Source organism: Arthrobacter sp. ISL-30 (genome assembly GCF_018613855.1).
GTDB lineage: Bacteria > Actinomycetota > Actinomycetes > Actinomycetales > Micrococcaceae > Arthrobacter.
Genome location: NZ_JAGGPK010000067.1, coordinates 1 through 18,848 on the forward strand (window position 1 = coordinate 1; position 18,848 = coordinate 18,848).

General features: G+C 62.8%; 23 protein-coding genes. 7 read left to right on the forward strand and 16 right to left on the reverse strand.

What is annotated here, in order from left to right:
* On the forward strand, positions 1–236 hold a 236-nt coding region (locus J7E82_RS20245), incomplete at its 5' end, for a lipopolysaccharide assembly protein LapA domain-containing protein (protein ID WP_214865945.1).
* Positions 237–492: 256 nt separating this feature from the next.
* On the opposite strand, the gene J7E82_RS20250 is transcribed toward J7E82_RS20245, so the two are convergent.
* The 8 genes from J7E82_RS20250 to J7E82_RS20940 all read right to left on the reverse strand — a co-directional run bounded on the left by J7E82_RS20250 (position 493) and on the right by J7E82_RS20940 (position 5,129).
* On the reverse strand, positions 493–828 hold the full coding sequence (locus tag J7E82_RS20250; protein ID WP_214865947.1) for a PRC-barrel domain-containing protein: 336 nt from the start codon (positions 826–828) through the stop codon (positions 493–495).
* On the reverse strand, positions 815–1,216 hold the full coding sequence (locus J7E82_RS20255; protein ID WP_214865949.1) for a PRC-barrel domain-containing protein: 402 nt from the start codon (positions 1,214–1,216) through the stop codon (positions 815–817). The genes J7E82_RS20250 and J7E82_RS20255 overlap by 14 nt, the downstream gene beginning before the upstream one ends.
* Positions 1,213–2,442 (reverse strand): NRAMP family divalent metal transporter, encoded by a 1,230-nt coding sequence (locus J7E82_RS20260; RefSeq protein ID WP_214865951.1) that lies wholly within the window; start codon positions 2,440–2,442, stop codon positions 1,213–1,215. Before J7E82_RS20260 ends, J7E82_RS20255 begins: the two co-directional genes overlap by 4 nt.
* The gene (locus tag J7E82_RS20265; RefSeq protein ID WP_214865953.1) at positions 2,442–2,879 is read right to left on the reverse strand and encodes a hypothetical protein; all 438 of its coding nucleotides are present in this window, start codon (positions 2,877–2,879) and stop codon (positions 2,442–2,444) included. Before J7E82_RS20265 ends, J7E82_RS20260 begins: the two co-directional genes overlap by 1 nt.
* A gap of 156 nt (positions 2,880–3,035) precedes the next feature.
* Positions 3,036–3,197: a hypothetical protein gene (locus tag J7E82_RS20270; RefSeq protein WP_214865955.1), complete on the reverse strand. Its 162-nt coding sequence runs from the start codon at positions 3,195–3,197 to the stop codon at positions 3,036–3,038.
* Positions 3,198–3,762: 565 nt separating this feature from the next.
* Positions 3,763–4,263: a hypothetical protein gene (locus J7E82_RS20275; protein ID WP_214865957.1), complete on the reverse strand. Its 501-nt coding sequence runs from the start codon at positions 4,261–4,263 to the stop codon at positions 3,763–3,765.
* Positions 4,264–4,305: 42 nt separating this feature from the next.
* Positions 4,306–4,704: an SRPBCC domain-containing protein gene (locus J7E82_RS20935; RefSeq protein ID WP_308113984.1), complete on the reverse strand. Its 399-nt coding sequence runs from the start codon at positions 4,702–4,704 to the stop codon at positions 4,306–4,308.
* Positions 4,705–4,751: 47 nt separating this feature from the next.
* Complete coding sequence (locus tag J7E82_RS20940; protein WP_308113985.1) at positions 4,752–5,129, reverse strand: helix-turn-helix transcriptional regulator; 378 nt, start codon at positions 5,127–5,129, stop codon at positions 4,752–4,754.
* Between the two features lie 391 nt (positions 5,130–5,520).
* Between J7E82_RS20940 and J7E82_RS20945 the strand changes: the two genes are divergently transcribed.
* The gene (locus J7E82_RS20945; protein ID WP_251042196.1) at positions 5,521–5,694 is read left to right on the forward strand and encodes a hypothetical protein; all 174 of its coding nucleotides are present in this window, start codon (positions 5,521–5,523) and stop codon (positions 5,692–5,694) included.
* 94 nt (positions 5,695–5,788) lie between these two features.
* Here J7E82_RS20945 and J7E82_RS20290 read toward each other — a convergent pair whose 3' ends face one another.
* The 5 genes from J7E82_RS20290 to J7E82_RS20310 all read right to left on the reverse strand — a co-directional run bounded on the left by J7E82_RS20290 (position 5,789) and on the right by J7E82_RS20310 (position 8,147).
* Positions 5,789–5,992: a cold-shock protein gene (locus J7E82_RS20290; RefSeq protein WP_214865961.1), complete on the reverse strand. Its 204-nt coding sequence runs from the start codon at positions 5,990–5,992 to the stop codon at positions 5,789–5,791.
* 149 nt (positions 5,993–6,141) lie between these two features.
* Positions 6,142–6,450 (reverse strand): hypothetical protein, encoded by a 309-nt coding sequence (locus J7E82_RS20295; RefSeq protein ID WP_214865963.1) that lies wholly within the window; start codon positions 6,448–6,450, stop codon positions 6,142–6,144.
* Positions 6,451–6,452: 2 nt separating this feature from the next.
* A complete protein-coding gene (locus tag J7E82_RS20300; protein WP_214865965.1) occupies positions 6,453–6,677 on the reverse strand; it encodes a YegP family protein in 225 nt (74 codons plus the stop codon).
* 717 nt (positions 6,678–7,394) lie between these two features.
* The gene (locus tag J7E82_RS20305) at positions 7,395–7,751 is read right to left on the reverse strand and encodes a response regulator transcription factor (protein WP_214865967.1); all 357 of its coding nucleotides are present in this window, start codon (positions 7,749–7,751) and stop codon (positions 7,395–7,397) included.
* Between the two features lie 255 nt (positions 7,752–8,006).
* Positions 8,007–8,147, reverse strand: a complete 141-nt coding sequence (locus J7E82_RS20310) for a hypothetical protein (protein ID WP_214865986.1) — start codon at positions 8,145–8,147, stop codon at positions 8,007–8,009.
* A 516-nt stretch (positions 8,148–8,663) separates the two neighbouring features.
* Here J7E82_RS20310 and J7E82_RS20315 point away from each other — a divergent pair.
* The 4 genes from J7E82_RS20315 (at position 8,664) to J7E82_RS20330 (ending at position 15,518) form a co-directional block, all read left to right on the forward strand.
* The gene (locus J7E82_RS20315; RefSeq protein ID WP_214865969.1) at positions 8,664–9,119 is read left to right on the forward strand and encodes a hypothetical protein; all 456 of its coding nucleotides are present in this window, start codon (positions 8,664–8,666) and stop codon (positions 9,117–9,119) included.
* Positions 9,120–9,195: 76 nt separating this feature from the next.
* On the forward strand, positions 9,196–11,022 hold the full coding sequence (locus J7E82_RS20320; protein WP_214865971.1) for a GH25 family lysozyme: 1,827 nt from the start codon (positions 9,196–9,198) through the stop codon (positions 11,020–11,022).
* Positions 11,023–11,398: 376 nt separating this feature from the next.
* Complete coding sequence (locus tag J7E82_RS20325) at positions 11,399–12,985, forward strand: hypothetical protein (RefSeq protein ID WP_214865973.1); 1,587 nt, start codon at positions 11,399–11,401, stop codon at positions 12,983–12,985.
* Positions 12,986–13,004: 19 nt separating this feature from the next.
* Positions 13,005–15,518 carry a hypothetical protein gene (locus tag J7E82_RS20330; protein ID WP_214865975.1) on the forward strand — a complete coding sequence of 838 codons (2,514 nt, stop codon included), beginning with the start codon at positions 13,005–13,007 and terminating at the stop codon, positions 15,516–15,518.
* A 34-nt stretch (positions 15,519–15,552) separates the two neighbouring features.
* Here the strand turns inward: J7E82_RS20330 and J7E82_RS20335 are convergent, their stop codons facing one another.
* Positions 15,553–15,762 carry a hypothetical protein gene (locus J7E82_RS20335; RefSeq protein ID WP_214865977.1) on the reverse strand — a complete coding sequence of 70 codons (210 nt, stop codon included), beginning with the start codon at positions 15,760–15,762 and terminating at the stop codon, positions 15,553–15,555.
* Between the two features lie 460 nt (positions 15,763–16,222).
* Positions 16,223–16,654 (reverse strand): hypothetical protein, encoded by a 432-nt coding sequence (locus J7E82_RS20340; RefSeq protein WP_214865979.1) that lies wholly within the window; start codon positions 16,652–16,654, stop codon positions 16,223–16,225.
* A 976-nt stretch (positions 16,655–17,630) separates the two neighbouring features.
* Here J7E82_RS20340 and J7E82_RS20345 point away from each other — a divergent pair.
* Positions 17,631–18,278 (forward strand): allophanate hydrolase, encoded by a 648-nt coding sequence (locus J7E82_RS20345; RefSeq protein ID WP_251042197.1) that lies wholly within the window; start codon positions 17,631–17,633, stop codon positions 18,276–18,278.
* A gap of 49 nt (positions 18,279–18,327) precedes the next feature.
* Here J7E82_RS20345 and J7E82_RS20350 read toward each other — a convergent pair whose 3' ends face one another.
* Positions 18,328–18,615 (reverse strand): hypothetical protein, encoded by a 288-nt coding sequence (locus J7E82_RS20350; protein ID WP_251042198.1) that lies wholly within the window; start codon positions 18,613–18,615, stop codon positions 18,328–18,330.
* Positions 18,616–18,848 lie beyond the last annotated feature (233 nt).

Here is an 18,848-nt window from a genome sequence, read left to right on the forward strand (position 1 = left end):
TAACCGCGACTGTAGTACTAGTGGTGCTGGTGCTGCTGATCATCTTAATCCTGCAGAATCCGGTCCTGGTCCAAATCAAGTTCTTCGGCATGGAAGGCACCGTGGCCCTCGGCGTCGCCCTCTTCATCGCAGCAGTAGGCGGCGGCGTGCTCGTGGCTATCGCCGGGGCCGCGCGAATCATTCAACTCCGCGCGGCGGAACACCGGCGGCGCGTTGCCGCCACGCGCAGACGCTGAGCAGCAGGCCGGGGGCCGAAGACACGACAGGATGGCAAACAGCACTCAAACCCGGCGACTAGTGCTACAGTCTCGGTTATTTCTTTGTTGGCCGTTTGCGGTAGTGGTGTTCACGCGCCAGGCTAGCCCAGACGAGACGGGTAGGTGCAGCCGACTTCGAAAATCGACAAGTGTCCCGTTTCGAAGGAAGTGGAACACTCCCTTCGGAATACAGCGGGCCGCAGCTCAACACGGTTTCGCTCAGCCGGTGGAATGCTCAAAGAGGCACCATGGGGTCATATTCGGTGTAGTTCTGCCGGAGGTCCACGATGCCGCTGTCCATGCGGGCCACGTCCTCCCAGAGCACCAGGAACGAGCCGCGGTGTCTCCAGCGCAGGAGTTGCGCCAGTGGCCATGGCTGGGTGACGTTGTACCTTTCGTAGCCCAGGAATGAGGCCGCCGAATGCGGGCTTACGATGAGTCCGTGCAGCCGGGCGGCTGCCAGCAGCTGCCCGGGGGGCCCGTCAAGGACGAAGCGGACGTCGGCTATGTGTCCCACTTTGCGGCCTTCTGCATCCCTCACCTCGCTGCCTAGGAGATTACTGAGGATCATGGCGGCCTCCCGGGATCTTGCCGATGAGGTGGTCCCGGATCCAGCGCTCCACCCAGGAAGCGTCCAGCGAGTTCGCCCTTACACCCAAGGAAATGATTGTTCCGAGGCCTGCGACATCGCTCCAGGGGATGCGGATCAGCCTGCTTGCCGGAGGCTTGCCGCCAAAGATCCGGGTTACCAGGGCCGGCCCGGTGAGGAGGGCCTGGATCCGGGGCGCCGGCGTTCCTTGCTCGATCGGCGTGCCGGGCACGGGACTGTCCAGTTCCAGATCGTCGACTGTGGTGACGGGAACGCCGTCGGCGTCAACGATCTGCCGGTCCAACAGGTGAAGCTGTGCGTCCAGGCTGCGGCCGTTCGTGTCCGGTGCGGGCAGCCTCTGCCGTGTCATGATCCCGCGCCCGTCATGATCATGAGTGGGATGGCGGACAAGGATGCCGCGAGGATGATGACCAGGTAGATGGTCGCAAGGATGTTCACTGCCCGGGGGTTGACGTGTTTGCCCATGTATTGCTGATCATTGGCCACGATCAGGATGGGCAGGTACGTCAGGGGCAGGGCGATGGCCGAGAAGACGACGGAATATTCGGTCAGCAGGATGGGGTCGACCCCCGTGGCGAGGAGGGATGGTCCGGCCAGCAGGCAGATGATCATGGCGAGGTGGAACCGGGCCGCCTGCGCGGGGCGCCGGAATTTGCCCCATGACCAGCCGAAGAACTGGGCAAGCGTGTAGCCGCTGGACAGTGTGGTTTCCAGGGCGGCTCCGAAAGTTGCGGCCACAATGCCTACCAGCGCGAAGGCAAGGGCGATCTTGCCGCCTCCCGCTACCACTGGCAGCACCACTTCGGAAAGGGAGGAGACCTCAATGCCGGCTGGCAGAAGGACGACGGCGGCCGTGCCGGCGATCGCTACGGACAGGAAACCGCCGAGTGGAAAGCCCACGAAGACGTTGATCCTGGACAACACCAAGTCCTTGGCGGTCCATCCCTCTTCGACCGCACCCGAGGAGAAGAAGAACACCTCGTAGGGGGTCATTGCGGCACCGAACAGGGCAACGGCGTAAAACCAGTAGGTTGCCGGGGTCTCGGATTCGGGAACATGCGGGGCCAGGGCCTGTCCGGCGAGGGAACCCCAGTCCGGCTGAAGGAGGAAGAGCGCGACGGCAAAGACGATCAGGCTCAGGCCGAGCAGTCCCGCGACGTTCTCCATAATCGAAAACCGTACCCGCCAGATCACCAGCCACACGGCCGCCGTGGCAACAGGGACCCAGAGCAGGTAGCTGACGCTGCTGGCCAGCTGCAACGCCAGGCAGATGCCGCCGATTTCAGCGATGACTGTCATGAGGTTGATGAAGAAGGAAGCGCCAAGGTTGGCAAGCCCGGCACGGGCGCCTAGCCGTTCGCGGATGACTTCAAAGGTAGCCCGGTTCGACACGGCTGCCACACGGCCGGACATGTTTGCGAAAAGGCAGATGCCCAGCACGCCAACTGCTACCACCCAAACCAGCGAGAGCCCGAAGCGGGAACCGACCACGGCGTTCGCGACGAGGTCTCCGATGTCAACGAAGCCTCCAATCGCGGTCAGGATGCCCAAGGCAACCCCGAGCAGGCGCTTCACTATTGAGCCCCCGCGGATTCCTTAAGGTCCCGCAGTCGGGTGGCGGCGTGTTCAAGTTCTTTCAGGCTGTAATCCAGTGCCTGGCGGCTTGCTCCGGACTCCGTGGTTTCCTTGGATCCGAGCACGGCAGCGACAGCCTCCGCGAGCACGTCCAGGGCCTCGTCCCGAAGGGCCCGGTCCTGGTGGGTCCGGGCACTGAGGTCGACGACGGAAGTATGAGCGTCTTCAGCCTCTTTCAGCATGTTTTCCAACGCTGTTACCGTGACGGCGCTGGTGGACTTACCGGCGGAATCAAGCTCCAGGGCCAGGTGCGAGCTGGCCACCGCCGTCGACCCCTGATCCAGGGCCTTGCCAAGGGCAGGCCGGAAATCCTGCCCTCCGCAGCCTGAAAGAACGAGGCAACCGGCGAGCAGGCAAGCCGCTGCCGTGAAACGCATGCTGCCTCTCCTCTCGAAGATCTGATTTCGGACGATAGCTTCGCTTCGGCCTTGTCCATGGACTTGCCGGTGGGAAAGGGGCCTCGGGCTTCTTTTGACGAGCTTTGGGACTCCGTTACCCGGTTCAGGGATTTTCGGAGTTTTGCTTCCTTCCTTTCATCCCGGTTCGGCTTCTGCTTCAGCGGCGATATTACGGATGCCGCGGGGCCGTCCGGCCCTGGCCCAAGCGATGTAGAGGATGGACGCGATGATCAGGGCCGCGGCCAGGCTGACGATAGGAAGACCGCGTGAAAGGTTGGCGACGAGGGTGAACGCCACAACAACAGCACACGCAGACCGCCGAAACGGCCATGAATAGGGCAGGCATGAAGGTGTCAACTCAACATTGGCGTCCGTATGCGATGTGGGCAACATCAACAGACCGGCAGCAGGCGGGGTGACGGCCAGGAACGCCACAGGGACGGACCGGACGGGATGCAACAGGCCGGCAAGGATGCCAGGTCCCTCATGCGGACGGCGTTTATCGCGCTCATCCGCTTTGCGCCCATAGGCGGCCGGTTCGTACGGTCCAGACGGTTTTCCCGTCTGACACATGTCTTCACCCACACTCCTCATCATTCTGCTTCAATCGCGGCTTAAAGGTGGCCCGAGTCAAAGCATCACGGAACGTGGCACCGCGTACAGCGAGAAGCAGTGAATCTTAACGAAATCCATACGCCGGGAAGTGGCTGAAGGGGAAATGTCGCTTTCACTGATTCTGTGGTCATCACTGGGGGTGCGGATCGGCCTGCGAGCATCCCTGGCTGCGGCGTAAAGGATCCTTTACCGGACAGGGTTACCGCGTACCGCAGTCCACAATGGTGTTGGTAAATGGCTTGGTTCCTTATGCTTCGGGCGGTGCACTTTTCGGAAGTAGGTCCAGGAGTTGTTGGGTGTGGGCGGGGATCTCTACGGCTGCTAACCCGGTGATGAGTTCCTTCAACGGGACAGGTTCATCGACTAGGACCTCGTCGTTCGACAGGAGCCTGCTGGGCACCATCGTGTTGAGTTCGGGCTCGCTCAGTGTGAGGCCCAGTGTGCACAGTGCGTCTGCTTGAGTGCGAATGCGCGCCTGAAGTCCGGCGCTGCCGCCAGTCAGGGTGATGGCACGTTTGATGGTCCATGCGTCGAGAGCGATGCGGTTGTCGTACGTCGTGTTGATCCCCGCAGCCACAGCTGAGACAGCCGCGATGGTGGTCGCATTCACGAGCGTGACGTGGGCCAGGACCTGCTCGGTATCCCATTCACCGTCCTGCGGCGTCGAGCACGTCTCGCCTGCAGCCGCGACAGTGGAAGCTGCGTCGAGCAGCGTTTGGTAGGCATTTCGAAGTTTGGTGGTGTCCATGGCGTCTTCGCCTTCCTGTGGTCATGGTGCAGGCAGAATTGACTAGCGGTGGTTGTTCGATGTGTGTGCGGGCGACATGCTCCAGGGTGCTTGCGGGAGTACCTCGCCGGTTTCAAGAAGAGATTTCAGGTTCGCCAGCACGGCCGGCCAGCCGTGAGAGATACCGTTCAGCATCTCCCGGTCGGGAAGATTCTCGTGGGTCACACTGAGCCGGACGATGTCCTCGTGTGGCTCGATGATGAAGGTCACGACCGATGGTTCCCTCGGAGATTCGGCGTCAGGGGTGTCCTCGAAGGTGATAACCAGGCGTGTGGGAGGCTCGACCGCGATCACTCGTCCAGTCACATCGACAATCCCGGATCCATCAACGCGTTGATGCTCCCACGCCGAGCCTGGCTTCCAGTCTGAAATGTTCGCGTGAGCCCAGTACTGCACGGTCACGTCTGCATCGGTCAGGGCGTGCCATACCTGCGCAGCCTTGCCTTGATTTAGGTGACATAGACGTACGACGGAACGGGGACAGGTTCGGTACTCATGGCGCTCTCCTCTGCTTGGGTCTTGATCGCACCGATCGTCCGCAACCGGGGCTTGTCGAATTCAGCCATCCACCGCTGCTCAATCTCATGAATCGGCGTCGGGTTCAGGTAGTGGAGTCGTTCGCGTCCACGCCGCACAACAATCACCAGGTTGGCCTGCTCAAGGACATCGAGATGCTGCGTCGCCGACTGGCGCTTCATGTCCAAGCGTTCGCACAACTCCCGCAGCGTTTGACCGTTGTGCTCGCGCAAGCGGTCAAGCAACAGCCGGCGGGTCGGATCGGCCATCGCTTTGAAGACCGAGTCCACATCCTTGCCCTCAGAACTCACAGTGGACATTATGCAGGCAAGCACCTGCATAAGGTCAAGCCCAAGCGAGATTTAGACGTCCAAGTGGGTCCTACCTTGATGCACGCAAGCCCATCGGCTTACGGGCGCGAAGAGTCGGCGCTTCCGAGGGACGATGACGCGACCGTCAGCGGCCTGGGCTTCATCTAGCACCCATCGCTGGTACTTCGGGTGGTCCGGGTATTTTTTACGGAGATAATCCCGGACAACCTTCCCGGGTCGGTGTTCATTGGTATCGCCGAGTTCCCGAGCGAGTTCGGCCAGGTTCCGTGGCTCCCGGAAGCAGCGACCGATCGAAGCCGGCTGGGCCTCTTCGAGCTACAGGGGCGCTGCCGGCCGTATGTTTGGGTTGTTCGGCTTTCAAGGCCAACCGGTGCAGGCCGCGGATCAGTGGAACGGATTATGCCTGCCCTTGAACCTCGGCGGCGACCTGTTCAACCCTGCACAGTCGCAGCATGTCCCAGCATTCATCCAGGCCCCGCTGCACCCGACGCAGCCGCGCCCTGCGCTCCTCCAGTTCGACGGCGCTGCTGCCGCCGGTCTCTGACTGGCAGCGGAGAGTTCCGTCCGGAGGCGGCCTTCCTCCTCGATCAGAGACCGAATCAGCGGCGCGAAGTCCTGGGCTTGGGGCATCATGCCGTTCAGAGCGGACGAATGTTCTCGGCCTGCGGGCCTTTGGGGCCCTGCACGACGTCAAACTCGACGCGCTGGTTCTCCTCGAGGGAGCGGTAGCCACTGGCCGCAATGGCCGAAAAGTGCGCGAAGACATCCGCGGACCCGTCATCCGGAGCGATGAAACCAAACCCCTTCTCAGCGTTGAACCACTTCACGATACCTGTTGCCATGGACGCGTTCCTCCCCAAATTTTCCGGCTGAAGCCGGCTGTCTTGGAGGCCGTCTTCGGTTCCTCCCAAAGCTATGATGCCGCAATGTGGTGTGCAAGGGGCACCGCCACCGCACTGCTGTAGCAGACACGAGAGCTGACCCCGGATTCTTAGGTATCTGGCCTGTGCCAGGCTGCCCTCCCATGCTCTTTGAACGCGTCGGCCACCGCCCGGAACAGTCTCACAGCCAGCCTGTACACAATCGAGGACATCAACTGCGCCACGCCTGCCAGTAGCAAGAGCAGGAGCAGGGACACGATGATGGGAAGCAGGAGCACAAACGCGGCAAGAGCTACGGCCATGTAGCCGATGAGATATTGAAGGATCACTGCCTGATCCACGAGGATTCCTCCCGCTCCACGACCGAAGCGTGACCCCGGGATAAACGACCCCAGGAGCCAGCGGCGGCGGGTTGCCATTCTTAGCTGGATGTTTCCTCACCGGGGCCTGAACCGGCGCCGTCTCGCGCCCTGCAATCCCGGATCAGTCCGCTTGCCGCGATCTCCCTGGTCCTATAGATTCCCGCCGCCGCGGCCTGCACGGTCGGATACCTCACCGAGACCGCGACGACCTCGCCGCGATCATCCAGGAGCCTGACCCGACACCCGCCATCGGGAGCATCTACCACCTCGAAATGCCCGGACATTATTCCCTGGTCCTTTCAGCCCCCCGGAAACGAGGGCGGCCTTCCTTGTTCATCGAAGAACCGACAACGGTATCCGCACCCGTGAGAACGGCCGCACACTCACGACGCTCCAGTTCCTCGTTCACGGGCTCCAGCAGATTCCTGGCCGACTCCCAGAGCCCACGCAGGGAACCCGGGGCCGGTACTACACCACACCAAAGCAGCACGGATCGGAGCCGCCGAAGTTCCCGGGAAGGCAGCAGCGGCCAGCGCCGAAAGGAACGGAAGACCGAATCGTCATCATCCAAGGCCGGACCATCAAAGGACATCAACCTGCCCTCCCATCCAGCCCCGATCCCTTCCTGGCGGCAGCCGCTGCAGGCCGCGCATCCATCTCCTGACACGTCGGGGTCCCGCCGGAAAGGCCCCACGACCCATGAAGCGAATCTGCGACACGCAAACGGGATGCGCCGTGAGAGTAAAGGTTATGGATCCCAACGCGGGTCAGGAGAGAAACTTCGCTCAGTTCTTCATGCACGTGCTGGACCACTTTTCCAGGAAGCTTGTTTAACAGCCGGCCACATGACTGTTAAAAGGATAGTTTCGCTCGTGACACACGTCATGTCAGGACTTATATCCTCACAGCGCACATATCCGGTTATCGAATCGACGACCAGCCGCAATCCATCCCGTCATGCTGCGGGCGGAGTCAGCGTCGAAACCGCGCCTCTGCTGTGGTCAACAGATCTTGTTGGCCACGTCCCTTAATTCGTAGGGACGGAAAGGTTTAGCCAGGAAGGCAGACGCCCCTGCGGCCATGCCATCCAGCTCATCGGTAGGGCTTGCCCGCGCCGTGATTAACAGGAGGGGCGCCGCCGTCACCTTCCTCAGTTCCCGGGCAACAAGCAGCCCGTCAGTATCAGGCAATCCAAGATCCAGGGTAATCAGCGCCGGGTTCACCCGACTGACCTCTTCCAAGGCCGCACTCCCGGTACGCACCGCCCGAACGCCGAAGCCTTCCTCCCTCAGGATCAAGGAAATGAGATCGGAAATATCCTCGTCGTCTTCGACAACAAGGCATACTCCCCTAGACACGGACGGCGCGGGTTAGCGGTAGCTCGACCCCAGCGCCAGCTCTCCTGTCATGGCCGACCCCGCCCAAGGAATGCCGTGCCGCCTTCGGCCGGCCACCGGGACTACATGCTTTCGGGAAGGGGCCGACAGTGTCTGGGAAGGCTCTATCTCTAGAATGCCTCACCGCCAGCCCCAACCTGCCCATCACCGCACCCTCATGCGCCGGGCTTTGCCTTCAACAAACCCATCGGGCAAAACGGCGATGCTGAGCTTCCATTAAAGAATGGTGGTCCCGATGCCGATGGTTTCGTTATGGTCCTCGCCCCGGAGGACGTCGTCGGCAAGGGCAACGTACAAGTTGAGCTTGGCAGCGTTATGAGCAGTTGCGTGTAGCGCCTGGGTTATGCGCAGCTGCATGTTATGCCTACTGCCGCATGATCGGTGGTCCTGCGACGGGGGCTCTGGCGGTGATGGCTTTGCATAACGATCCAGCCTTGAAGGGTCGCGCATAAGCGCCACGACTCAAGGCTGGAGGGCTGCAATGGAGAACCAGATTGTAACGGTCGCCAATCTCGTGGGGGCGCTCACCGCTGAGATGGGAGCGGCGGAACTATAAGCCGTCCGTCATCAAGCAGTACCCCATCGTGTGGGACAAGCTGTGCGGGTACTCAGGCGTGAACCTCCGATTTTATAAAGTCGTTGACTTTATTCCGGCTCGGCGGGATACTTTGGGTGTCTCTTTGCTGACGGCCCGGGTAGGGGTAGCCCGGGGGTCGAGAATTCTGGGGCCCCACTGCCGGTGACTTGAATCGCCGTGGAAATTCATCGCCACATCTATGCCCGAATCCGGGCAAGCATCCAATGGAATCGCGGAGCTTTCGGGCACCTTTCGCGCCGCCCGGCTCTGCCATGATCTCGCTCAAGGAGCGCGCCATGAACAAGGAACTCGGCCTGCAGGTGGTGGGGCAGCTGACCTTCGCCGACAACCTCGACGAGGTGGACACCACCGCCCATGCTGATGCGCTCGAAGCTTCCGTGGCCCTCCAAGACGACCCGCGCGTCAACATGGCCGAACCCAGCTTCGATGAGCACATTCCCGGCCGCCTCACCCCCGTGCATCCCCGCTACGGCGATCAATGGCAAAGGTCCAACACCGGCCAGGCCGGCGGAACGGCCGGGGCCGGAGTACGCGTCGCCGTCATTGACTACGGCTTCCTCGCCACCCACGAAGACCTGCAGCCCGGTGTCGTCGGCAACTGCGCCCCCACAACGCAAAGGGGCTCCGCCCGTTACACCCACCCAGGCCAGCACCATCACGCCGGCACGTACGTCATCACCGGCTACCGCGGCTCGTCCACGGTAACCAAGTCGGTCACCGTCGTCGTCTAACCGGCGGAGGCATCCACTCCGGCGGGGGTTTCGGGCTCCCGTCAGAGCACTACAACGCTGTTTCAGGAGTCGCAAAATGTCTGTTTATGCCCACCCGCTGCCGCCCGAGGTACCCACCACCCAGCCGTTCGGTTCCTCGCCCGGAGGCTTCAACCCGCCCGGCGGCCACACAGGGGAAGACAAGGGCTCGCAGATCGGCGTTCCCGTCCGCGCCGCCGGGGACGGCGTGATCGAACTGGCGGGCTGGGTGCCCAGCGATGACAACGCCTGGCTGTTCATCCGCAACTGGGCCGGGATCACGGTTGTGCTCAACTGCGGCAACGAGGCACCGAGCTTTACCTACAGTCACCTGATCAAGACGGACCTGAACGTCGGGGACCGGGTGTCCAAGGGCGACATCATCGGCTACACCGGCAACACCAAGTCCCCGTCCGGGGAAGTGTTCGCCCCGCATCTGCACTGGGAGGCGCTGCCGCCGCGCTGGAACATCCACAACGGCACCTACGGGCGCGTGGACCCCTGCCTGTACTGCAAGGAATACTGGAACGGCGCCCCGGTTGTCCCGTCCGCGCCGAACCAGCGCCAGAACGGCCCCCAGGAAACCATGCAGCGGATCAAGCCGGAGCTGGACGGGCTGAAGTGGGGCGACGTGGGCTCCAACATTACCCGGATCATCCCGGCCGGGCAGCTGGAAGTCTTCAAGGGCTACGTGCACGGCCAGTCCGTCACCGTCAACGGCTTCACCTCCGACGTCTGGTACGTCGATGACATCGGCTACGCATGGTGCGGGGCGTTCGAGTCCCAGTCCACCGACGGGCTGCCGGACCTGACCCCGCGCGCGACCCTGCCCGCCAACCACCGCCGCGTCGGACCAGACGGCGCAAAGTTCCGCGCCACCGCCGCGATCAAGCCGGATAACATCCAGCGCGTTGCCGAGGGCGGCACGGTGGAAATCTTCACCGGCTGGGTGCGCGGAGAGTCCGTCACCGTCAACGGCTACACCGACCACCGCTGGTACGTCGACGCCAAAGGCTTCTCGTGGTTCGGCTCCTACGAAACCCAGGACACCACCGGCCTGCCTGACCTGACAGTTGTGGTGCGCCCGGAACCACCGGCTCCGGCCCCTGCGCCGGTGACGACGTTCGCGTACCTGCGCGGCATCGACGTCGCGGAGTACCAGGAGTCGGCGTCCCTGAACCTGCTGGCCTCCGACTTCTACATCATCAAGGCCTCCGAGGGTGGCGCGGACTGGTCAGACAAGGCGTTCGCCTCCAACATTGCCGAGGCCCGGCTGTCCGGCAGGCCGGTCGGCTTCTACCACTTGGCCCGTCCTCTGCTCACCCCGGAGAACACCGCCGTGGAGGAGGCCCGCTCCTTCCTCGCAATCATTTCCCCGCACCTACAGCCTGGCGACACGCTGATGCTGGACTGGGAGGCCGGCAACCTGCACCGCACCGACTGGGCATGGGAATGGCTGCAGCTAGTGGAGAAGGCGACCGGCGCAACGCCATGGGTGTACCTGAACGCCAAGGGCATCAACGGCGGGGACTGGTCCAAGGTCGAGGAAGCCTACCCGTTGTGGTACGCCGGCTACGGCGCTAATCCGGCGATCACCGGATTCCCCCCGCCCAAGCCAGCGCCGGCCGAGGTCTCATGGCAGGCCGGGGTCATCGCATGGCAGTACGGCGACAAGGGCCGCCTCACCGGCTACGACAAGGACCTGGACTTCAACATCTTCTACGGGGACGCCGCAAAGTGGAAGTCCCTAGGCGCCAAGAAGCTCCTGGAGGAACCCAAACCCAACCGTCCGATCGTGGAGCCGCCCGCCCCCGTGTCAGACCTCAACGAGTTCTTCGAATGGCTGAAGGACGAGTTCAAGAACCACGCCAAAGTAGATCAGTAATGATCTGGCCCATTGCACCGCACTCCTCCATCGACCCGGAGGAACTGGATCAGGACCCGCTTGGGACGGCTCATTGTCGCCTCAGGGTCTTGCTAAGCGAACCGTTACCAACAGCGTGGCATGGATGCGCACCCGACCGGCTGCTGCCTCTCGCCACTGGCACCTGGATATCCGCAGGGTCTGGCCAAAGGCGCAGTCATTCTCGTCAAGGGATATGTGGCCGGCCAAGATCCTTACGGCACCGGCGATGATGCCTGGTACGTGACCGAGAGCGGCTACTACCTCTGGGCGAATTCCGCAGAAAGTTCCTTGGGGAATCTCCCAGGACTGTGATTCCCGACTAGGGGCCGCAGCAAGATTAGGAGAGTAGGGAAGCGTGGAATATTCAACGCCCAGTGTGGAAATTAGCGACTCGCAGTGGTGGACAGCGCCCCAGGCGTGTGCGTCCCCCAGCGGGGCCTTGTCGACCGCTACTGCACAGTCCGATGGTGACGTCCTCCGGGAGGCATCCCGGATCTTCGTCTCGGGTGTTCCCGGCGTGGCGACGATGTCTGGTGTTGAACGGGAGCGTCTGGTGGAGGCTGGCGGGCGGATGCTGCGGCGATGCCATGCGATGGCGGCGCCGGTCAGCGCTGAGGGCTGGCTGGCCAGCGCTTTGCCTGGTCATCAAGGTTCCTGGCAGAGAGGGTTGGAATCCGCGGTGGACTCCGCGGTCTCTGAAGTGCATGCCGTCGCCGTGGAGCTGGGCGGTGCGGGGGGCGAGGAGGTGCACCCGGCGGCAGTCGGCATGTCGCCGGATCCGCGGGTCGCGCCGCGCTTCCCGACCGAGGAGCAGATCGCGGAGGTCCAGCGCCTTTTCGGCGACAAGTCCGCGGACGTACTGCGTCGGGTGCGTGAGTACGGAGAGATCGACTGCACTCCCGACTGGGCGGTGACATCGCCGCGGGTAGTGGACGGCACCCGGGTCGCCATGACCGAGTTGGCCCCTCCCGTGCCGCCTCCGCCGGCGCCCCCCGGATGGGTGTACGTGCCGGTTCTGCCGGACACGCGCACTGGCACGAGGCTGCACGCCGCGGTACAGCGGGCCTACATCGACGCCCACCCGGACCATCTGACGGTCGCGGACCGGGTGGTGTACGTGAAGGGCGAGCGGGTGGGCGGGTTGGCGGATCTGGCAGAAGGCCGTATGCAGATGCCGGAGAGATATCGGGACGGGTACACCCTGCTGCAGTTGCGGATCTTGCACTTGTCCTTGCAGGAGGGTCGCAACCAGTTTCCCCGAGCCGACCTCACGGATCTGAACACCCGGAAGGTCTTCGAGATCAAACCGCGGCTGGGCACCCCCAAGGCGGTCATTCAACTGTGGGGATATGTGACCGGCTACAACACCATCGCCCAGTTCATCCCCTTTCCCGGGAGCACCCCCAGGGCAGAGCGGCCACCAATGCCGTACAACCCCGCAGCGCCCTGTGAGAACCCGCATCTGCTCAGTGAGGGCGACTGGTCGCCCTCTCCTGCATGGTTCTCCATAGGTGTCGGTGAGCGGGACCTTCAGGCTCACGTTTTCACGGTGCCCCAGGTTCCCGGGGTCTTGGTCTACGACCTATGGGAGCGGCGCCGCGTGCGCAGTTCCGAGGATGAGGAGCACCGCATTTGGATCGTGGACCTTCTACGTCTGCTTATTCTGGGCGGGCTGTTCGGTGGCAAGGACGATGACCAGCGCCGCGACCCGCCCTCCGGCGACGGGACGGAGGACCCGGTGGACGACCCGCTACCCGCCCCGATCCCGCCCCGTTGGGCTCCCGAGCCCGAGCGACCGGGCGCCTTCCAACTTGACTGGGAGGCAGCGCTGAAGGCACTGGCGCTGCTCATCGTGGTCGTCGTGGCCGCCGTCGTCCTCGTGGAGCTCTTGATGGCCGCGGCTGCTGCCGGCCTGCTCTTACTACTTCTCGCCGCCGCCTAGCCAACCTAAGGAGAGTCTGATGCCCGAACGCACGCCTACAACCACCCCCGCGACCACACACTCCGATGGGGAGGTGACTTCCCCAGCGAGGGATCGGAACTCGACCCAGATCGCCTCCAGCGCCGACCGGGCCCCCAACAGGGCTCCGAAAGAGCAAGGAGCGGGGGGCGGTTCAGCACAGGCGACGGCCACGCCCCCTGGGGCGGCGCCGGCCACTGTGACCGGGGTGTCAGCTGATGCTCTGCAGTTCGACATGGCTCCAGCCGACCGGTTCGTGGAGTCTCGATCGTTGGTGCCGTTGCAGATCATCACACCCGAGGGCCAGAACGCCTTGGCCCCGCACCAAGCGCTGGCGGTCGTTGCCGTGCTCAGCAAGGCCGCGATAATGCCGGACTTCAACCCTGACGTGCTGGAGGACATGGTTACGCGGCTCCGGCTGCAATCTCTGGCGCGACTAGCGGCGGATCCCGAGCCGTTGCCGAACTACCGTGACCCCTGGCAATCGGCTCTGCGCGGAGCCCGCGTGCCGTCCGAGCGGACACCCGGACCCCAGACGAACTCACAGCAGCGCAGGGATCCGAAGGATGAGTCGTCGGCGGACCGGTCCGCCCGCTACTCCGAGATCCGCGCCGACGCTGGCGACGACTTTGCCCCCGCCGTGGCCGCGCTCACCTCCACCCACCTGCAGAAGGCCGAGGTCACCCTCGGCCAGGTGCTGCAGTCTGATGTCGGCGTCCTGTTCATGGATCGCACCCGTATCCGTCCCGCCGGCTTCGCCCCCGGCGAGCATCTCACCACGCTCAGCCTGGCCCCGGGCGAGGAAGTTACGGTTGAGCAGCACTCCTTCAGCAAGCGCGAGGCCACCTACGAGGACATGAACGAGACCGAGCAATCCTTCGACCTCGAGATGGCCTCCACCGTCACCACCGCCCTCGACGAAGGCATGAACCGATCCGAACAAGAGAGCACCACCAGCGGCTGGAACGTCGGAGGCAGCCTCGGCGGGGAGTTCAAAGGGGTCCGCGTCGGAGTGCAAGGCGGCTTCAGCTCCAGCGTGACCGAAGCGGACCAGCTCACCAGCACACGCTCCCGTAACGACAGTTGGAGCGCTTCCCAGAAGGTGGCCTCCAAGTACCGCGCCCAGCACAAGACCACCCTCAAGCTAGCGACCGAGCAAAGGTTCGAGGTCACCAACCGCCGGGTGCTGCGCAACCCCAACCGCTATACCCCCATCCACTTGCACTACTTCAAGGTCCAACAACGACTGCGACTGAGCCATGAGCGGTACGGTGTGCAATTGTGCTGGGCGCCCTTCATACCGGATCCGGCCATGGGCGTCATCGAACGGATCTTGATGGCGGCCCAGGAGATTCGCAACCGCAACGAGCCCCTGTTGCCCAGCCCCCCACTTCAACCTACGCCTCCGCCTGGCCGTGAGCCACAGGAGGTGATCTCGGACGTGGTCTCCGTCGACAACACCGTCTGGGGCATCAGCGTCGAGGTCCCGGTCTCGGTCGAGATCCCCGCCGACTACGTGTGGGACGGGGACTCCGGCTTCGTCAAATCCTCTCTGACTGCCTCGTTCGTTCAGTGCGCCGGGTGGGCCGCGGTGCAGGGTGAACCCGCAATGGTGGTCGGTCGTCCCACCGCCTGGGTGCACATTGGCACCGACGCCTGGGGCAAAGGCAGAGTCAACGTGCAGATCAAGGCCCGCTGCGTCCCCGCACCCTCTGCAGAGGACGCCGAGTACCGGCAACGGTTCCAGGAATGGCAGCAGGCCACGAAGGCTTGGCAACGACAGTGCGCCACACTGCGCGCCGAGGCGGACGCGAAGACCGAGGCCCAGATCCGTGCCCTGGAGACCTCGGTATGGGAGCAATTGGATGGGACCAGCGAGCTGATGCAGCGTATCGTGTCCTCCCTTTGGCCCATGGCCTGCCGCGACAGCGGGCAGGAGATCGATACCTGGCGTCAGCTGTTCGAATGGGAGGCAGCCGGCTACGAGCTCTTCCCCGGGTGGTGGCTGGACCGCCCCCTCAGAGCGCCCCACCTCACCCCCACCCACTTCCGCAACGCCAGTTGGGCCCGAACATACCTACCGATGCGGCCAGGCCGGGAAGCAGAGGCACTCGCCTTCATCTACACGGGTGGTAACCCCGCCGCCCTCACCTCAGAACTCGAACAGGCCATCACCAAGACCGTCACCATGCTCGAAGAGCACCGTCTGAAGCACTTTGGATCCACCACCGGCGGCCCCGTCACCAGCGACGACGACTGCCCCCAGCTCAGCGAGAAGGTCACATGCCTGGGTACATGGGAAGAACTCCTCCCCACCGATGGCACTCACGTTGAAGTCACGGTCTCCCCCACCAACGCCGCCGACGACCTGTCCCGCGCCGAGATGCACGACGCCGCAACCCGCAGAGCAGCCGACCTCCAACAGACTGAGGCCGTCACCACACAGATCAAGCAAGCAGCCAAAGGGAACATCAACATCACCGTCCATATGGGCCAGGACCCCGACGCGCCCTGAATCCTGAGGCCGGATCCGTCGCCTCCCTGACGAATCAGGCCGTCACCGAGGCGGGCCAGATCACCCCGCAGGTCGGGCAGCCCGGAACGCCGGTGGACTCCACCACGACCCTGCGGATGCCGAGGGCGGAGATGGTGGCCGAGAGGACTCGGTATTCGGGCAGGTTGAAGATCACGGTGGCAGCGCAGGCTGCGCCGACGTAGGCTCGATCAAGGCTCGTGGTTCCGGTTCTGGATGAATGCATAGACACCACTCATCCAACAGGGCCACGAGCCGCTTCATGCTCTACGCCACGAGCTCACTTCCCGACGAACCGCGAAGAGCCAATTTTCTGAGGCCGGCCTGCAGGTTTCTAGCTCGCTCTCGAATCCGCCCTATAGGATCCGCTGGAGCCTGCGAGATCCAGGCCGAACACCTGACACAAAGTCGCCCGCCGCACTACGGCTGCCCGAACTGGGCACAGCAACAAGGCGACATATTAGGGGACTGCGATGTTTCCCAAAAGCCCGTTGAAATAGAGAATCACAAATGCAGCCACGACAAGAAGCGTGATGATAGGCATCTGCCATTTTTTCATCGCTTGTCCTTTCACGACCTCTTATGGATGAGAGTAGGCTGTCCCAGCTATCCAGCGGCCCTTGCATGAAATGTGCGTCCCACATCCTTGAAAGTGGGACGGTTCGTCAGTGGCTGACTGAGGTTACTCATGGGCTGCCTTCCGGACGACCATTTCCGGAAGGCATCAGGAAGAATGTAGCGACGGCGAGAAGGATCCCAATCAGGCACATTAGGCTTGATATCTCGTACCCAAACCCTTGAAAATATGGATCCAAATTGATAGCCGTAGGAAACCAGACCAGCGCCCAGATTAGAACGTCGATCCAACATGCCCACCGCCGACCCATCCTCAACAATAGAAAGGCGCCGGCGGAGAGCGCGGTGACGATGAGCCCTGTAATGATGATGAAAGCTGGTCCTTTGATCACGTCGCCGTCAGCATAGAGGCCTCTTGCCTCATAGCGAGCAAGTCGTTGGGCGAGCTCAACCCAGAACGCAATGAAGAGGAAAGCTGCGACCACGAACAGCGCCACATTCACCGTCTGCAGCGCAACGTAAGGTCCTTCGCGCATCCTCATGTGGGGCGTTCTTCAAAAATGGATTCGTTGGACCTGGCCATTGAAGGCTTGCTGGTCGATCGCTCCAGGAACACGATGCCCGCCAAGGACAGGTTGGGGGACCCTAGATACTGCCAAGTGCATTTCATAGTGCTGCGTCTTCTGTGATTACACGTCAGGGCCAAGCTCGATAGACCGATGATGCGTTTCACGATTCCCCCAAAGGTGATGCGGATGCGGTATATATCAAGCTGTTTGTGACAGCGGGTTGGTTTTGTGATTGATGCCGGCGTGGGTCGGTGCGGATGCTGTTCTGGGTTTGTTGCGGTACCTGTGCGGATGGCGTGCATAGGTTGCATCTGTCCTGAAACAGGCAATCACGGCAGAGCCTGGGCGCGCTGGATCTGCTCCGGTAATCGACGTCGTCGCAGCGGACGCAGGGTCCGGTCAGGGGAGGCTGGACTGACCAGCAAGCCCCGCACAATGCCATGCCTCTCGCCGTCCACGGAGCAACCGCGCACCCAGACATTTCCCGCACACACCGTGCGGGGGTGCGGGACCGTCCAGGGAAACCGGGACTCCGGCGCGGCGCAATTCCTGAATGAGAGACAGAAGCTTCCGGCTTCGGCGCCCTTTCCGGCCGTTCGGGACAAGGCCCCTGGCGTCGAGTTCAACCACACCCGCAGACTGTCTTCCGGATCCGAAGCGCTGTTGCGACAGCGCGTGCGGCCGACACCGGGGGTATGGGATGCAGATCTTCGAGCAGGCTCTGGACCCGATCGCAGAGGAGCGTTGTTGCTCTTGGAAGGGCAAGCTCCCAGCAACCACGGCATACCCAGCCGATCCCTACTGCATATCCGACGCCCGCGTGGCCACACACCAGGCAGGTATGAACCGGCATCGCATCCTGTGTCAACCGTTTACTCGGGGCTTGGAGGCAGGATTGCGGCACGACGAGGCAGGAATCCCTTGTCTTTCAGGACGCTCAATTGGGGTCTTGGGCGGCATCGACCTCCCCGAAGTTCTCGGCAGCCGCTCCACGTACATTCTCGGTGCCATCGGCGGCTTCAACGGCCGCAAGCCGGCGGCCGGCGATGTGGTTCCAGTAAGTACACCGTCCACCGCCACCGGGCAGCGGCAAGTGCCCGACGTCGACACCATCCCGGAGGCCTTCCGTCCGGTGTTCTCCAAACAGCAATCCGTCCAGATCGTGCTGGGGCTATACGACCACCGCCTCACGGAAGCCGGCCTGAACAGCCTCCTGAACGGCGAGTGGAAAGTCACTCCCGTGGCCGACTGCATGGAACTGCGGTATTCCGGCCCCGGTGTGGAGTGGAAGGAGCGGGAGCAGCCGTTCGGCGCCGGTTCCGGCCCTTCCATCATCATAGACGCCGGGTATGCCGTAGGGTCCATCCAGATCCCTAGCGGCACGCAGCCCATCATCCTGCACCGCGATGCCGTCTCGGCCGGCGGCTACGCCATGGTGGGGACCGTCATCAGCGCGGACATGGACCTTGTGGCCAGGGCCGCTCCCGGAACCGCAACCCGGTTTGTGGCAGTGAGCCAGGACGAAGCCATCGTGGCGCGCAAGGAACTAGCCGGGCTAAAGAACAAGGCATGGGAGGCATTGGGCGCCAACCGCTGAGCATCTGCCCAGGTGGGGTGCGCAGTCCCGAGTAACTTTGGGCTGTACCCTAGTCCTTCAGATCTCTCGTAAGAACCTCGAATTCCTCGACTGCAAGAATCTCCATGTGTTGCTCAGCGCTGGTGGCCGTGCGGATGCTGGCGGCCGCTTCCCGGCTTCCACTAATGGCCTCGGCCGATTCCCAGAGCGTAATGGAAAGGGCCTTGTTTCCGTCTCCCTTCAGGTAGTAAATGCCTCGGCATCCGGGAAGTTCAAGGACCCGCTTGACGGTTTCCTCTGAAGGCTCCCCTGTCCTGTCGGCGCTGGTCTGGTAAGTGCTAACCCGAGCGAACATCATTCCTCCTATCATCCAATTTGGAGCATTCGGCATTCCCGCGAAATGACTGCCGGCCTCCTGCATCAAGTAGGGACCCAAAGGCTCACGCTGCGCAACGCAAAGCAAGTCCTTTATTTGTTTTGGTCTCGACCTTCTAACGAAGTTACGACGACTCCAATTGGTTGCCGCGTTTTCCTTCGCGCGTCGGGAAACAACGGGAGAAACCGGCACAACGAGCGCCTAGTACTACAGTC